The 15,084-nt window shown below is 71.8% G+C and carries 13 protein-coding genes and 1 pseudogene; 5 read left to right on the top strand and 9 right to left on the bottom strand.

What is annotated here, in order from left to right; genetic code table 11:
- Positions 1–245: 245 nt before the first annotated feature.
- The gene (locus tag QSK31_RS01105; RefSeq protein WP_285680100.1) at positions 246–926 is read right to left on the bottom strand and encodes a GAP family protein; all 681 of its coding nucleotides are present in this window, start codon (positions 924–926) and stop codon (positions 246–248) included.
- A 110-nt stretch (positions 927–1,036) separates the two neighbouring features.
- Here QSK31_RS01105 and QSK31_RS01110 point away from each other — a divergent pair, with 110 nt between their 5' ends.
- Both QSK31_RS01110 and QSK31_RS01115 read left to right on the top strand, forming a co-directional pair.
- Positions 1,037–2,194: a sensor histidine kinase gene (locus QSK31_RS01110; RefSeq protein WP_285680102.1), complete on the top strand. Its 1,158-nt coding sequence runs from the start codon at positions 1,037–1,039 to the stop codon at positions 2,192–2,194.
- Positions 2,195–2,331: 137 nt separating this feature from the next.
- Positions 2,332–2,976, top strand: a complete 645-nt coding sequence (locus tag QSK31_RS01115; RefSeq protein WP_285680103.1) for a response regulator — start codon at positions 2,332–2,334, stop codon at positions 2,974–2,976.
- Between the two features lie 198 nt (positions 2,977–3,174).
- On the opposite strand, the gene QSK31_RS01120 is transcribed toward QSK31_RS01115, so the two are convergent.
- From QSK31_RS01120 to QSK31_RS49170, 5 genes and pseudogenes are all read right to left on the bottom strand, one after another.
- Positions 3,175–4,182: an alpha/beta fold hydrolase gene (locus tag QSK31_RS01120; RefSeq protein WP_285680104.1), complete on the bottom strand. Its 1,008-nt coding sequence runs from the start codon at positions 4,180–4,182 to the stop codon at positions 3,175–3,177.
- An 80-nt stretch (positions 4,183–4,262) separates the two neighbouring features.
- Positions 4,263–5,132, bottom strand: a complete 870-nt coding sequence (locus tag QSK31_RS01125; RefSeq protein WP_285680105.1) for a molybdate ABC transporter substrate-binding protein — start codon at positions 5,130–5,132, stop codon at positions 4,263–4,265.
- Positions 5,122–5,835, bottom strand: a complete 714-nt coding sequence (locus QSK31_RS01130) for a lytic polysaccharide monooxygenase (protein WP_285680107.1) — start codon at positions 5,833–5,835, stop codon at positions 5,122–5,124. Before QSK31_RS01130 ends, QSK31_RS01125 begins: the two co-directional genes overlap by 11 nt.
- A 94-nt stretch (positions 5,836–5,929) precedes the next feature.
- Positions 5,930–7,453, bottom strand: coding sequence for a glycosyltransferase family 2 protein (locus QSK31_RS49165; RefSeq protein WP_502872885.1), 1,524 nt, complete (start codon positions 7,451–7,453; stop codon positions 5,930–5,932).
- A gap of 108 nt (positions 7,454–7,561) precedes the next feature.
- Positions 7,562–8,704, bottom strand: a pseudogene (locus QSK31_RS49170) (glycosyltransferase); the annotation flags it as partial.
- Positions 8,705–8,862: 158 nt separating this feature from the next.
- Here QSK31_RS49170 and QSK31_RS01140 point away from each other — a divergent pair.
- Complete coding sequence (locus tag QSK31_RS01140) at positions 8,863–9,810, top strand: sulfite exporter TauE/SafE family protein (RefSeq protein ID WP_285680108.1); 948 nt, start codon at positions 8,863–8,865, stop codon at positions 9,808–9,810.
- 61 nt (positions 9,811–9,871) lie between these two features.
- Here QSK31_RS01140 and QSK31_RS01145 read toward each other — a convergent pair whose 3' ends face one another.
- Positions 9,872–10,714 carry a 1-aminocyclopropane-1-carboxylate deaminase/D-cysteine desulfhydrase gene (locus tag QSK31_RS01145; RefSeq protein ID WP_285680109.1) on the bottom strand — a complete coding sequence of 281 codons (843 nt, stop codon included), beginning with the start codon at positions 10,712–10,714 and terminating at the stop codon, positions 9,872–9,874.
- Positions 10,715–10,749: 35 nt separating this feature from the next.
- Positions 10,750–12,444, bottom strand: a complete 1,695-nt coding sequence (locus QSK31_RS01150) for an LTA synthase family protein (RefSeq protein ID WP_285680111.1) — start codon at positions 12,442–12,444, stop codon at positions 10,750–10,752.
- Between the two features lie 205 nt (positions 12,445–12,649).
- Here QSK31_RS01150 and QSK31_RS01155 point away from each other — a divergent pair, with 205 nt between their 5' ends.
- Together QSK31_RS01155 and QSK31_RS01160 are read left to right on the top strand one after the other, a co-directional pair.
- Entirely contained in the window at positions 12,650–13,546 is an 897-nt protein-coding gene (locus tag QSK31_RS01155; protein WP_285680113.1) for a siderophore-interacting protein, read from the top strand.
- 72 nt (positions 13,547–13,618) lie between these two features.
- A complete protein-coding gene (locus QSK31_RS01160) occupies positions 13,619–14,860 on the top strand; it encodes an MFS transporter (RefSeq protein ID WP_285680116.1) in 1,242 nt (413 codons plus the stop codon).
- Positions 14,861–14,922: 62 nt separating this feature from the next.
- On the opposite strand, the gene QSK31_RS01165 is transcribed toward QSK31_RS01160, so the two are convergent.
- Positions 14,923–15,045, bottom strand: a complete 123-nt coding sequence (locus QSK31_RS01165) for a ribosomal protein bL36 (protein ID WP_285680117.1) — start codon at positions 15,043–15,045, stop codon at positions 14,923–14,925.
- Positions 15,046–15,084: the final 39 nt, after the last annotated feature.

A 15,084-nucleotide genomic window follows, 5' to 3' on the forward strand; every position in this document is an offset into this window, starting at 1 on the left:
CAATGATGAATTCGCTCCAGATCCTCCCCGAGGGCAATATGTCGCGTATCAATAATTCCGGCATACTCGGTCTCTGCTGCGGACAACCCGCGACCGCGGCCCGGTGTGTCGCGGTCCGGTGTGTCGCGGTCCGGTGTGTTGCGGTCCGGTGTGTTGCGGCCCGGTGTGTTGCGGTCCGGTGTGTCGCGGTCCGGTGTGTTGCGGCCCGGTGTGTCGCGGTCCGGTTGACTCTCGTGGCCAGTGCGCTAACGGATCACGTCGGTGAAGAGGCGGGCGGCGGCGTCGCGGGCCAGCAGGAAGCCGACGATGCCGACGATCCACGCCAGGGCGTTGCTGCGGGCCAGCCAGTCGCCGGCCCGGGTCAGTAGCGGGGTGACGCGGTCGCCCGCCGTCAGGCGGATGGTCAGCAGGAGCAGGGCCGGCACGATCATCAGCAGGCAGTAGCCGGTCATGGTCAGCACGATCGCGCCCGCCGGCAGCTTCGCCGTGGTCAGCAGGCCGATCGCGGCGAGGTAGGGCAGCATCGTCGTCACCTCGGCCGCCGCGGCTGCCAGTGCCAGGCCGGCGGTGCCGCCTCCGGTGAGGGCGCGGTCGCGCCAGCGGTCCATGCGCAGGCCTCCGCCCTTCTTCTTTTCCAGCCGGAAGCTCAGGAAGAACAGGGCCACCCCGAGGACGAGCTGGGCCCACGCCACCGGGCGGGTGTCGAGCAGGCGGCTGATCTGGGGCAGGAACGCGTCGGCGCCGAGGGCCACGGCCACCCCGACGGCCAGGTAGAAGCCGGCGACCGTGCCGAGGAAGACCAGGATGCGGCCGGCCCGGACGCCGCCGGGGTGCATGAGCAGCCAGATCGGGATCAGCAGGGTGCCGAAGCTGGTGGAGTCGATCAGCGCGAGGACGGCCAGCGAACCCAGCAGTGCGATGTCCATGCGAACGAGCCTCGCGCGGGTTGGGAAAAGCCGCGTCCGCCAAAGGATGACCGGCGGAGTACATCTTTCGTCGGACGCCGGTGGAGGTGGGCCCGTGATGGGATGGGCGCATGTGGAGGGCGGCATTGCGGGAGCGCTGGCGGAGCAGCCTGTCGTTCCAGGATCGGTCCACCGCCGCGGCCACGTTCGCGGCGGGGCTGGCGTTCAACCTCGTCGGGCTGACCGGGCTCTGGCTCGAGCCGATGACGGCCGCGCCGCGGTGGTGGCACTCCGTGCTGCTGGTGGCGGGTTGCGTGGCGATGCTGCACAAGCGGGCTCATCCGGTGCCGATGCTCGTGGCGGGCGCCGCCGTGGCCACCGCCGACCTGCTGCTCGGCGGCAGCATGGGCATGGTCCTGGTCCTGTTCGACCTGATCTTCTCGGCCGGCCAGTTCGCCTCGGACCGGGCCCGGACCGTGGTGACGACCGCGGTGTTCGTGGTCATCGGCACCGCGAGCGTGGTGGGCGGTCTGGCCACCGGCGAGTTCCGCATCGCCGTCTTCGTCGGCCTGCAGATGACCACGCTGCTGTTCGTGCCGCTCTGGTGGTCGGCCAACATCCGGCAGCAACGCGAGCTGGGCGCCCTCGCCGCCGAGCGGACGGCCCGCGAGGCGGTCCTCGCCGAGCGCGCGGCGATGGCCCGGGACCTGCACGACGTCATCGCCGCGCACCTTTCCACGACTGCCCTGCGCTCGGGCGCCGCTCTGGCGATGCCCCCGGACACCGACCGCGACCGGAGCGCGCTGGGTGCCGTCCGCGCCAGCAGCTTGGCCGCCCTGGAGGAGATGCGTTCCATGATCATGCTGCTGCGGGCGGCGGAGGACCCGGTCGTGCCCGGCGGGCTGGATCGCCTGCCCGAGCTGGTGGAGGCGGCCACGAGTGGCGGACTCACCGTGGACGCGCGCCTGACGGCGGGGGAGGACGTCCCGGTGGTGGTGGGTCACGGCGTCTACCGGATCGTGCGGGAAGCCCTGACCAACGCCCGCAAACACGCGCCCGGTTCCCGCGTACGCGTCGAGGTGTCGCGTGTCGGAGACCGTCTGAGGGTGACCGTCGCGAACACCTTGACCTATCCATCCGACCACCTGGACCACGACGCGCTCACCGCGGGGAGCGGCCTGCCGTCGATGCGCGAGCGCGCGGCGCTGCTCGGCGGCGAGGCGACGGCGGGCCGCGACGCCGACGGGTGGCAGGTCCACGCGACGCTGCCGCTGCACGATGCCCGATGACGAAGCGCAAGGTCCGATGGCAAACCGTGAGGCTCGATGGCAAACCGTGAGGTCCGATGGCAAACCGTGAGGCCCGATGACGGACCGAGAGGCCCGATGGCGAAAGTGCGAGGCCCGATGACGAAGCGTGAGGGCCGATGACGATCCGGGTGCTGCTGGCCGACGACCACGCCGCGATCCGGGCCGGGCTGCGGCTCATGCTGGAGCAGGCGCCCGACATCGCGGTGGTGGGGGAGGCGGCGGACGGCGCCGTCGCCACCCGGCAGGCGACCGCGTTGCGCCCCGACGTGGTGCTCATGGACATTCGGATGCCCGGCACCGACGGCATCACCGCCACCCGGGCGATCACCTCGGCGGGCCTGGCGGACGTGCTGATCCTGACGACGTTCGACATCGACGAGTACGTTTACGGCGCGCTCCAGGCGGGCGCGGCGGGCTTCCTGCTGAAGTCCGTCGAACCGGGCGACCTGGTCGACGCCGTGCGGCACGTCGCGGGCGGCGACGGCGTGCTCGCCCCCGAGGTGACCCGCCGCCTGCTGACCGCCTTCGCCGCGGCCGTCCCCTCGGCCAGGCCGGAACACCCGGCGCTCGGCGATCTCACCGCCCGCGAACGGGAGATCCTCGCCGCGCTCGGCCGGGGCCTGTCCAACGCCGACCTGGCCGCGGCCCTGTCGATCAGCGAGGCGACCGCGAAGACACACGTCTCCCGGGTGCTGGCCAAGCTCGGCTGCGCCTCCCGGGTGCAGGCCGCGATCCTGGCCAAGGAGGCGGGCCTCGCATAGGTCCTGTCTCGTGCGCCTCCCGGGTGCAGGCCGCGATCCTGGCCAAGGTGGCGGGCCTTGCATAGGTCCTGTCTCGTGCGCCTCCCGGGTGCAGGCCGCGATCCTGGCCAAGGTGGCGGGCCTCGCATAGGTCCTGTCTCGTGGGCGATCCACGAGACAGGTCCGCGGGATGCCGACCAGCGCGAACAGGACTGGGACCTAACGCGCGTGTTCGAGCAGCGTGACAAGGAAGTGGCCGGGCTCCTCATACATGGCCATGTGTGCCGAGTCCTCGAACCACTCCACGACCACGCTGGGCGCGTCGAGGCGGGACACCCACTCCCGCACGGGGCCGGGCGGCGTCATCGCGTCGTGGCGGCCCAGGATCTGCACCATCGGCACCGGGAACGAGGTGATCCGGCCGAGGTCGAGGTCGCCGAGCTGCGGGATCATCACCTCGGAGGTCAGCGCGTTGCCGGCGGCCAGGGCGGCACGCTCCGCGGTGGTGTAGTCGGGCGAGAGCACGTCGCCGTCCATGTAGAAGGCGCACCCGTCGCGGCCGGCCCCGAACCCGCCGAGGCGCTGCACCCAGCCGCGCTCGACGATGATCTTCTCCAGCAGGGCGGCCGGGTCGCCCGGATACGGCTGCAGCGCGTCCAGTTCGGCCACCGCGTCGGAGAGACCCCGGCGTACGGCTTCGTCGCGCGTCCACCGCCAGCTGGCCGGCTCGCCCGCGGCCACCGAGATCACCTGGCCGACGCCGATGTACACGCTGAACAGGTCCGGCCGGGCGATCACCGCCAGCGTCGCCACGGCCGTACCCCAGCTGTGCCCGCAGACGGCCACCTGTGCGACGCCGAGCTCGGCGGTCAGCCAGGCGGCGAGTTCCACGGCGTCGGCGGTGTACCGATCGACCCGCAACGTCGGCCGGACGACCTCGGCGTCGGTGAGCGCGTGGGTCCGGCCCGCGGCGCGCTGGTCGTAGTTGACGACGGTGAAGAACTCCTCGACCGGGCGCTGCCACATCCAGGCCGTGGGCGCGAGCGGTGTGCCCGGTCCACCGTGGACCATGAGGAGCACGGGGTTGTCGCGTCGCCGGCCGCGGATGGACACCACCTGCGGGACACCGCCGAGCTCGACGACGCGGGTCTCGTCGATGCCGCCCGGGTTGGTGATCCGATTCAGATCGGCGATCACGGCGACCGGGTCGATCTCGGTGTCGTCCACGCGGACAGTATGTCTCAGGCGGGGGACAGCCCGGCGTCTTTGCTGAGCGGGGATCAGGGGGACAGCCCGGCGTCTTTTACTCAGCGGGAACCAGGAGACAGCCCGGCGTCGGCGAGCACGTGACGCACCAGGGAAGACTTGAGGAAGGCCACGAACGCGTCCGCCCCCACCGCGTTGCCGCCGGTCGTGGGCCGGATCGCGGCGTACTGGTCGGCGACGCGGTTGGCTTCCCGGAACTCCACCGCGCGCAGTTCCTTGCCGCCGGACACCGGGCCGTCGGATACCAGGTCGGTGCGTTGGACCAGCGTGGCGTCGGCGGCTCCGGCGCGTACGCGGCTCAGCGCGGCGGCCGGGTCCGGCTCGACGGTCGCGGGCCGCACGTCGGCGGTCGCCGCGGCCAGGGCGGCGCGGGTGCTCCGGCCGCATTCGGTCGCCTCGGCGCACATGGCGACGCGGGCCCGGGCCAGGTCGGCGACCCCTTCGATGCGGCCGGTTTCCGGTACGGCGATGACCACCGGATTGCGGGCGATCACCTCGGGATCGTCCCGGGTGAGCCCGTCGCCGACCAGTTCGGTGACGGCCGTCTCGGAGGACACGAACACGTCGATCGGGGCGCCCTCCCTGATGTGCTGGACGTGTTCGGTGCCGGCGCCGTACGAGACGGCCACGGTGATGCCGGGGAAGCCTTCCTCGAACATCGGGATGAGCCGGGTCAGTGTCGGGCGCAGCGGGTCGGCGGCGTGCACGACGACGATCCCGCCGGGCGCCCCGGAAGGTGCGGGCCCACCGGCGTGGTGATGGTGATGCCCGGACTCCGAGGGCGCCGGGATCGGAGCCGGTTCCGCCGCGGGCGGGCCCGAGCATCCGGCGAGCGCGAGGACGGCGGCGGCCGCCGGCCCGAGAATCCTCCCGGGCCGGCGGCCGCGATCGAACAGTGGGTCAGCAGGCACCGTTGTCCTGCCAGGGGCCCCACTCGCCACCGGTTCCGGGCGTCTCGCTCTGGGTCCAGTAGCGCGCCGTCCACTTGTGTCCGTTGTAGGAGACGGTGTTGCCGGCGACGTAGACGGTGGAAGCGCCCCAGGCCGCGGGGCAGCCGCCGCTCGGCGGGGGGTTGTCCGGCGGCGGGGTGGTCCCGCCACCCACGTTCACGTCGACGCAGGCGTAGAAGGCGTTGACCGTGTTGCTGACGTTCCAGACGGCCAGGATCTTGTGCCGTCCACCGGGCAGGCCGGTGACCGTGTGATTCACCCGTTCGTCGGGCTGCGCGCCGTTGCCGTTGAAGCTCTGGTGCAGGCGGCCGTCCACGTAGTACTGCCAGTCGGCCGTGTTGTGCCTGGCGGTGTTCAACCAGGAGAACGTCGTCGAGCTGTTGATCGACGTGACGCGCCAGCCCTTGTTGTCGTCGTTCAGCACACCGAAGCGGGTGCCGCCGCCGTTGCACTGCATGGAGCCCTTGGGCGCCTCGACGCTCTGCGGCTCGTACACGATGTCGCCGCAGTTGGCGACGGCTCCGGTCTTGCACTGTTCCTGGCGGCTGGGCGGGGAGGTGATCCAGCCGTGCGCACTGGCCGGGGAAGCCGGCACGATGACCGCGATCAGGGGCGCGGCGAGCACAGCGGCCGCGAGCGCGGCCAGTCTTCTCTTGAGGGTCATGACGCTCCTTCACGGAGGCGGGGGGCCTTGTATCCATCAAGAAACGTCAATACATTTAACTTTGTCAACAGTTAGGGCGAGAGTTTCGAATCAGTCAAAAACGTAGCCGCGCCGCGACCCTCCGGGCGTTCAGCGGGACGACCGAGAGCATCAGCCGGCCGGACGCGTCCGTGACCAGCGCGACCACCGTCGGGCGGCCGCCGTGCAGCAGCACGCGCGGGCGGGGTTTCTCCAGCTTGGACGCGCGCAGGGCGGCGCCGCCGGCCGCACCTGTCGCGTTGAGCCGGCCAGGCGCCAGCGCCGGGTCGTAGGCGCCGCGCTGAGCGGACAGGATGCGGCGCCGGCCGGTCGGGTCGCCGCCGGCGATCAGGGCCTGCAGGTCGAAGCGGATCTCCACGCGCCGGCCGGCCCGGGACACCCGGGCCTCGATCTCCTCGGCGCCGGCCGACAGATCGGCGGCGCCGTTGCCCATGGCGGTGAGGATCAGCTCGTCGCGGTGCCAGGCCGCGGCGGTGACGTCCAGCTTCGCGTCCCAGTCGGGGGTGCTGGTGACGTCGAAGTCCTCGTCCGGCAGGCGGCCGAGGCCGGGGTAGCCGGCGTAGCGCCGCCCGCCGCGCTCGGTCGTCGGGGGCAGACCGTGCCTGGCGTCCTGGCGGATCACGGCCAGCAGGTCGTCCAGGTCGCCGTCGCGGGCCACGGCCAGGCGGATCCGGGTCTCCGGCGCCAGCCGGGCGGCGATCTCGTCGGTCAGGTGGTCGGCGGCGATCGTGCCGATGGTGTCGTGCACCTGCTGCTGGGTGGCCCGGTCCAGGCCGAGCAGGTCGTCCTCGAGCAGGCGGGCCAGCTCGTGGTCGAAGCGGCGGACCATCAGGGCGTCCCGCTTCTTGCCGGCGGGCACCAGCTCCGCCACGTACCCGACGATCTTGGCCGCGGTCTGCACCCGCAGCGTGTGCCGGCTCTGGTAGGTGATGTTGCCGCCGGTGAAGCGCCGCACCGCGTAGTAGAAGTCGTAGCCGGTCAGCACCGAGATCCGCCGGGCGTGGAAGCACGCCTCGAGGGTGAACGGGAAATCCGAGCCGATCCGCATGTCCTCGCGGTACCGGATGCCCTTGGAGACCAGCAGCGACCGGCGGAACAGCTTGGTGTTGGCCAGCGAGCGCGGCAGGGGCGAGTCGAAGAGGTCCAGGTCGGGCTCGTCGCGGGCGAAGACGTCCTGGAAGATGTGCCGGCTGTTGACCCCGACCACCTTGCCGAGCAGCACGTCCGAGTCCCACTCGTCGGCGGCGCGGACCATGCGCTCCAGCGCCTCGGTGCCGAGCCGGTCGTCGGCGCCGACGAAGAACACGTACCGGCCGGTGGCCGCGTCCAGGCCACGGTTGAACGGCTGCGCGGGTCCGCCCGAATTGGGCTGGTGCACCACCGTCATCCGGCCGGGGAACCGGCGGGCGAACCGGTCGAGCTCGGCGCCGCTGCCGTCGGTGGAGCCGTCGTCGACCGCGACGATCTCCATCCGGCCGGCCCCGATGGTCTGCGCGGCCAGCGAGTCCAGGCACTCGGTCAGGTAGGGCATCACGTCGTGGACGGCGAGCACGACGCTGACGTCCGGCGGCCCGAGCAGCCGCTGGTAGAGGGCGTCCAGCTTCTCCGCCTGCGCCGCCCAGGTCCAGGCGGGCAGCGGACTGTCCGGACCGTCGTACACGGCGCGGTATCCGCCGGGGTCGGCCAGCACGTCGCGGACGGCGCGGGCCAGGTCGGCGGCGTCGCGGGCCCGGAACACCTCGCCGATGCCGGTCTCCCGCACGGTCGCGGCCATCGTGCGGACGTCGCTGACGACGATCGGGAGGCGGGCGTGCGCGTACTCGAAGAACTTGGTGATCAGGGCGATCTCGTGGTTGGGCCAGCGGTGGATCGGGATCAGCCCGGCGTCGGCGCCGGACAGGAAGCGGGTCACCTGGTCGTAGGGCACGTAGGGGACGGCGTGCACGCGATCGTGCACGGGCGCCTTCGCAGGATCTTCGACAACCAGGGCGAGGTGTACGCCGGGGAGCTCGTCGATCGCCTCGACGGCGGTGGCGATGCCCCGCTGCGGCGACGCCGACCCGCTGTAGACGAGCAGGGGAGTGTCCGGGCCCACCCCGCACAGCTCGCGCAGGCCGGGCAGGTCGTCGCCGGGTTCGCCGAACTCGGGCGCGTTCAGCAGCACCTCGGGCCGGGCCGGCAGGTGGTGCTCGCGCTGGAGCATCTCGGCCAGGGTGTCCGAGACGGTGACCACGGCGTCGGCGGCGTGCGCGTACTCCCGCTCGTAGGCGCGGTGGGCGGGCAGCCAGCGCGCGTTGTCCCGGCGGGGCTTGGCGCCGGGCAGGAACTCGTGCGCGTCCCACACCAGCCGCACATCCCGGCCGGCCGCGCGGGCGCGTGCCTTGGCGCGGGCGCCGACGCCGAGCATCCGGGTGTCGTGCGCGTGGATCAGGTCGGGCTCGAGCTCGTCGATGACCGGGGCGAAGGCCCTCTCGTACGCCCACAGCCCGGGTTCGAGCCGGCGCCAGGACCGGTCGCCGAGGGCCGCGCCCCAGAACCGGACCTGCGCGTGCTCGACCGGGCGGCGGGCGAGGCGGGCGACGCGCAGGGGCGTCCCGCCGCGGGCGAGCAGGCGCCCGCGCACCCCGGCCCTGCCGGCGCCACCGCCGCCGAAGGGCAGCAGGCGCACCCGCGCCTCGCCGAGGTGCCAGCGCTCCTCGGCCGAGGTGGGTGAGCAGCCCAGAAGCGTGACGTCCCACCCGGCAGCGGCGGCGGACCGCGCCGCCTTCTGTACCCGGGAGTCGCCCCGCACACCGTTGTCGACCAGCATGACGACGCGACCGATATGCATGATGCGGCGAGTGTATGAGCCGATTCGGGATCCGTCCCCGATGTCATGTGCTTGTCAACAAGTCTTCACCGGATGTCCAGCAGCCGGGATGCCCTATTGCACAATGCCGACCAGCAGGGTAGGAAATAGAAAACCTACGGTACCGATGGGACCGATTCATGAGAAAGCTCATCCTTCTGGCCCTGGTCGGCCTGGGCGCACAGCTGGTCGACGGCAGCCTCGGCATGGCATACGGCGTCACGTCCACCACCCTCCTGCTCGCCATCGGCACGAACCCGGCCGCCGCCTCGGCGACCGTGCATCTCGCCGAGATCGGCACCACGCTGGTGTCCGGCGTGTCGCACTGGCGCTTCGGCAACGTCGACTGGAAGGTCGTGCTGAAGATCGGCGTGCCGGGCGCGCTCGGCGCCTTCGCCGGCGCCACGTTCCTGTCCGGCCTGTCGACCGACACCGCGGCGCCGCTGATGTCGATCATCCTGCTGGCACTCGGCCTCTACGTCTTCATCCGGTTCACCACCCAGGGCCTGCCCAAGGGCCGGCTGGGCCAGCCGCTGCGCAAGCGGTTCCTCGCCCCGCTCGGCATCGTGGCCGGCTTCGTCGACGCCACCGGTGGCGGCGGCTGGGGCCCGGTCGGCACCCCGGCGATCCTGGCCAGCGGCCGGCTCGAGCCCCGCAAGACGATCGGCTCGATCGACACCAGCGAGTTCCTGGTCGCGATCGCGGCCAGCATCGGCTTCATCGTCGGCATCGGCTCCGAGGGCGTGAACTTCGCCTGGGTCCTGGCGCTGCTGCTCGGTGGCATCATCGCGGCGCCGATCGCCGCCTGGCTGGTCCGGCACATCCCGCCGCGGGTGCTCGGCTCGCTGGTCGGTGGCGTGATCATCCTGACCAACACCCGGACCCTGCTGCGCAGCGACTGGATCGACGCCCCGGACGCCACCCGTTACACGGTGTACGCGGTCATCTACGTCGTCTGGGCGGCCGCGGTCGTCTACTCCTTCCTGCAGTACCGCAAGAACGCCGAGGAGGAGAAGTCGATCATCGCCGAGGCGGAGGCGGCCGCTCACGGCGGCGAGTCCGGCGAGCGGGAGAGCACGCCGGCCTGACCTGATTGGGCGCATGAAGGGGGTCGCCGCCGAGCGCCCGCGGCTCAGCCGGCACCGCGACTCAGCCCAGCACCGCCACCAGCGTGGTGCCGGGCTGCCAGTGGCCGCGGCCGGCCAGCTCGACGATGCCGGCCATCATCTTCGCCTCGTACACCGCGTCCAGCGTGATGCCGTGCCGGTCGCGGAAGTCGGTGAGGAAGTCGAGCAGCTCCGGCGGGCGCCGGGCGAAGCCGCCGAAGGGGAACTCGGTGTTCACCGTCCAGTTCTGGGTGGTGCGGCCGTACTCGCGTTGCAGCGCCGTCACGTCACCGGTCAGGAAGTCGCCCCGCAGCGACGCGAAGCCGATCGCGGTCCGGCCGGCGGGCAGCCCGATCCCGACGCCGGCGAGCGTGCAGCCGGTGCCCGACGACACGCAGATCACGTCGTACGCGGAAGTGATCTCACCCGGCAGCTCGGCGCACCCCCGCACCCCCTCGCGGTTGGCGCCGCCCGCCGGGATCACGTAGTGCGGCCCGAACTCGCGGCGCAACCGCCGCAGGAAGGCCGGCTCGGTGCGCCGCCGGTAGCGGTCCCGGTCGACGTAGGTGAGCGACATGCCCAGCTCGGCCGCCCGGGCCAGCAGCGGGTTGAGCGGCACGTGCTCCTCGCCGCGCACCACCCCGACCGTGTTGAAGCCGAAGTGGTGCCCGGCCGCCGCGGTGGCCAGGATCTGCTTCGAGAACGCGCCGCCGAACGTCAGCAGCGTGTGGAAGTTCCCGGCCGCCGCGGCCGCCAGGTTGTGCTTGAGCTTGCGCCACTTGTTGCCGGGCAGGTCGGGGTGGACCAGGTCGTCGCGTTTCAGCAGCATCCGCAGGCCGGCGGCACGCAGCCGATCGTCGGCCAGCTCCTCGAGCGGAGACGGCACGGCCAGGATGAGGTCCCTGATCGGCTGCGGCGAGGTCACTTGCTGCTGTAGGTGCCGAGGAACAGGTCGCGGAACTGGTCCATCCGGGAGGCCGGGGTGCTGGGCAGCGGCTTGAGCCCGGGCGCCCACTGCCACGGGCCGGTCTTCGCCAGCACCGCCTCGTCCTTGGTGACGATGCTGATCGGCACGTCCCGGCTGGCGTTCTGGCCGGTGATGATCGGCGACGGCTGGTGGTCGCCGAGGAAGACCAGCACCAGGTCGTCGTCGCCGTACTTCTCGACGTACGACACCAGGCTGTCCACCGAGTACTGGACCGAGCGCAGGTACTCCGCCTTGACCCGCTTCTCGTCCTTCCACACCTCGCCCGGACCCGGGTCGTCGGCGGTCATCGGGCCGAAGATCGAGCCGTCGCCCAGCTGGTCCCAGTCGACCAGGTCCGGGATCGGCGCCCACGGCGTGTGGCTGCTGACGAACGTGATCTCGGCCATCAGCGGCGCCCGGTCGGTCCTGCTGTGTTCCAGCTTCTCGAACTGCTGCAGGGTGAACTGGTCGGGCATGGTGGCCCAGCTGAACTTCGGGCCGTGGTAGTTCAGGGACTGCTCGCCGTAGATCTGGTCGTACCCGTAGAACCTGCCCTCCGGCCACGCGTAGGTCAGGCCGGGCTCGACGCCGACGGTCCGCCAGTCGCCGCGGCCGAATGCGCTGGTCAACGTCATGCGGTCGCTCGCTGTGAGCGTACGGTAGCGGGACTCGTTGTTGATCCACAGCCCCGACTGGAAGGTGGAGTGGGCCAGCCAGCTGCCGCCGCCCGCCGTGGGGGAGGTCAGCCAGCCACTGCGCGCGCTGTACCCGGCCGCGGCCAGCTTGTCCGTGCCCGCCTTGAGCGTGGCGTCCATCCCGGCCGCGTAGTCCGGGTCCTCGACCGCGCTGCGGCCGTAGCTCTCGATGAACGCGAACATCACGTCCTTGCCCTCCAGGCCGGTGAGCAGCTGGTCGGGCGGGGTGGCGCGGAATTTGTCGACCGACGCCTCGGCCGCGAACGTCTGCTTGTCGCGGATCCCGTCGGGGATCTTCTCCGCGGTCTCCCGGGCCAGCGTGACCGCGGCGTCGGAGGAGATGAAGACGGTCGAGACGAAGTGGGTGCCGAGCAGGGCGAGGACGATCCAGGCCGCGCTGAGCGCGAGCACGGTCCGCTGGGTGGCCGGTCGGTGCCGCTCGGCGAAGCGGGTCATTCTGAGCACGGCCCAGGCCATCAGCACGGGTACGCCCAGCAGCACGAGCGCCGCGCCGACGGCGGCGACCTTGGCCGGCGTGTCACCGATCGAGTCGCCGAGGAAGCTCAGCCCGTCGTCGACCAGCACCCAGTCGAGGACCGGGTTGAACGGCCGGGCCAGCGCCGCGTACATGCCCATGTCGATGATCTTGACCATGGTCAGCAGGCCGAGCAGCGCACCACCGACGATCGCCGCGGCCCTGCGGATCCGGGCCGGCAGCACGAGCAGCACCGCCACACCGATCAGCGCCTCGATCGGGATCCGGATGAACGCCTGAGCCGTGTTCGACCCCTCGGGCAGCCGGCTGACGTTGTTCGGGGTGGCCAGGGCGAGGAAGACGAGCACGCCGGCGAGGGCGGTGAGCAGGCCCGCGACGACGCGGCGCCAGACGGGTTTCTTCTTGTCGGCTGCCGGCGTCATCCGATCCTCGGACCGCTCGGCGTGCAGGACAGACACAGAACCAGATCCTTCGGTACGAGCACTCGTACGGCCGGGCATGTGCCGCACGTACCTAGTACGGCACTTCCTCCGAAACGGTTCAGGCCGGCCACGCTCACCCGGCCGATGATGCACGATCACCCGCCGCCCCCGTCCGCCGGGGCGCTTTAGGGTTGCCTAACCTACTCTTCGTAGGGACGGCCCCCGACGGAGGAGTACTTCGATGAGCGGAACCACGTTGCCGATGCGGGTCTGGACCGGCACGGTGGTGCGCGCCCAGGACCTCACGCCGACCATGCGCCGGGTCGTGTTCGGCGGGGAGGGGCTCGCGGGCTACGCCAGCACCGGGGTCGGGGACGAATACCTCCGGCTGATCTTCCCGGTCGACCGCGCGAGCGACCCGATCCTGCCGACCGTGACGAACGGCTGCCTCGACTACAACTCGATCGACCTGGCCACCATGCGCACCTACACGGTCCGGGCGTTCGAGCCGGCCACCGGCGAGGTGACCATCGACTTCGTCATCCACGACGGCGGAGTGGCCGCCGAGTGGGCCCGGGCCGCCCGGCCCGGTGACCGCATCGGGCTCAACACCCCTGACGGCATGTACGACCCGCCGGCCGGTCTGACCTGGCAGTTCCTCGTCGCCGACTGTGCCGCGATCCCGGCAGCCGCCCGCCTGATCGAGAACGCGCAGGCGGGCGTGCGTACCCGGGCGATCTTGGAAGTGCCCGGCCCCGCACACCACCTGGACCTGGCCGCGGCGCCGGGGGTCGAAGTGACCTGGATCCACGGCGGGAACGGACACGGGCCGTCGCGGCTGGAGCAGGTGGTGCGGTCGCTGCCGCGGCCGGCGGGCGGCGTCGGCTACATCTGGGTGGCCGGCGAGACCAAGGAACTGCGCGGCGTCCGCAAATACCTGCGGCGCGAGCTGGGGCTGCCGTCGTCCGCCTACAAGACGGTGGGCTACTGGACCGACGGCGCCGAGAAGTGGCGGGACCGCTACGAGTCGCTGGACGCGGAGACCAAAACCATGCTGGACGCCATCTGGGAGACCGACGCCGACCTCGGTGACGTCGAGATCAGGTACGACGAACAGCTCGCCCGCCTCGGCCTGTAGGCCCTGTCTCGTGGATCACTCCGCCTCGCACTGGGACGATCCACGAGACAGGGACTGGGCGACACTGTCCCGGTGACCAAGGCGATCTGGCGGTTCGCCGCCCCCGCGGTGCTGATGGCGGCGTGGGGCGGCAACCACTTCTCGCCGCTGCTGCTGCTCTACCGGCGGGTGGACGGTTACAGCACGGTCGAGGTGAACCTGTTCTTCGCGTTCTACATCCTCGGCCTGATCCCCGGCTTCCTGGTGGCCGGCCCGCTCGCCGACCGGTACGGCCGTCGCCGGACCGTCGCCGTGGCGCTCGGCCTGGGTGTGCTGGGCAGCGTGATCCTGATGGCTGGTCACGCGAGCGTGCTGTGGATGTGCGCCGGCCGGCTCGTGTGCGGGGTGAGTGTCGCCGCCGCGATGGTCGCGGGCACGACCTGGATCAAGGAGTTGTCCGAGCACGACGCCGACCCGCCCACGAGGGCTCGGCGCGCTTCGCTGACGCTCACCGCGGGCTTCGGGCTCGGCGCGGGCGTTTCGGGCGCGCTCGCTCAGTGGGGCCCGGCGCCGACGATTCTGCCGTACGCGGTGCAGATCGCCCTGTCCGCCGTGGCCGCCGTGCCTCTCGCCCGGGCGCTCCCCACCGGCCCGCATCCGGTTGGGTCGTCTCCGATCGCCTCGCCTCCCGGTGGCCTGCTTCCTCCGGGTAAGCAGAGCCGGCTGGATCTGCGGCTGCCGCCTGGCGGGTGGCGGCGATTCGCGGGTGTGGTGCTGCCGATGGCGCCGTGGGTGTTCGGGGCGCCGGCGCTGGCCTTCGTGATCGGCCCGTCCCTGGTGGCCGACCGAACAGGTGATCTGCGCATCGCCTTCGCCACGTTGCTGGCGGTCCTCACCCTGCTCACCGGCGCGGGCGTGCAGCCACTGGTCCCCCGCCTGGCACGACTGCTGAAGGGCCGTCAGGGCGTCGCCGGCCTCGGCGTGTTCGCGCTGGCCACGGCGTTGCTGGCGGTCGAGACGGGCCCGCTCGCGGTGGTCGGCGCGGCGCTGCTGTTCGGCATCGCCTACGGCGTCACCATCGTCTCCGGCCTGGTCGAGGTGCAGGCGCTGGCGTCACCGCGGAACCTGGCGGCGCTGACCGGCGTCTACTGGTCGATCACCTACGTGGGCTTCGCGTTCCCGGTGGTGCTGGCGGCGATCGCCGGCACGGGCGTCAGCTATCCGGTGCTGCTCGCGGTCCTCGCCGCGCTGTCACTCGCCTGCGCGGCGGTCGTCCTGGCCACCCTCCGCCGCCCCCCTGATCTCCGGGACGGGCACCCCGACCGGCAGGACTGAGGGGGCCGGCAGCGGCGCAGCGCGGAGAGTCTCCGCGCTGCGCCCTCGTGTGCTTCCGTGGATCAGCCCTGGCGGCCGTTCCAGCGGGGATTCTTGCGGTTGATCACCACGAGGCGGCCACGCCGGCGGGTGAGGACCGAACCGGGCTTGTTCTTGAGCGACCTGAGTGAGTTTCGTACCTTCATCACTGACCTCGATCCTGGCCGGCGCAAAGCCGGCACCGC

The organism is Actinoplanes sp. NBRC 103695, from assembly GCF_030269485.1.
In the GTDB taxonomy this organism is placed as follows: Bacteria; Actinomycetota; Actinomycetes; order Mycobacteriales; family Micromonosporaceae; genus Actinoplanes.

What these genes read in the sequence shown, in the direction of transcription:
- QSK31_RS01105 (WP_285680100.1), bottom strand. Translation starts at nt 926, where the DNA reads ATGGACATCGCACTGCTGGGTTCGCTGGCCGTCCTCGCGCTGATCGAC.
- QSK31_RS01110 (WP_285680102.1), top strand. Translation starts at nt 1,037, where the DNA reads ATGTGGAGGGCGGCATTGCGGGAGCGCTGGCGGAGCAGCCTGTCGTTC.
- QSK31_RS01115 (WP_285680103.1), top strand. Translation starts at nt 2,332, where the DNA reads ATGACGATCCGGGTGCTGCTGGCCGACGACCACGCCGCGATCCGGGCC.
- QSK31_RS01130 (WP_285680107.1), bottom strand. Translation starts at nt 5,835, where the DNA reads ATGACCCTCAAGAGAAGACTGGCCGCGCTCGCGGCCGCTGTGCTCGCC.
- QSK31_RS01140 (WP_285680108.1), top strand. Translation starts at nt 8,863, where the DNA reads ATGAGAAAGCTCATCCTTCTGGCCCTGGTCGGCCTGGGCGCACAGCTG.
- QSK31_RS01155 (WP_285680113.1), top strand. Translation starts at nt 12,650, where the DNA reads ATGAGCGGAACCACGTTGCCGATGCGGGTCTGGACCGGCACGGTGGTG.
- QSK31_RS01165 (WP_285680117.1), bottom strand. Translation starts at nt 15,045, where the DNA reads ATGAAGGTACGAAACTCACTCAGGTCGCTCAAGAACAAGCCCGGTTCG.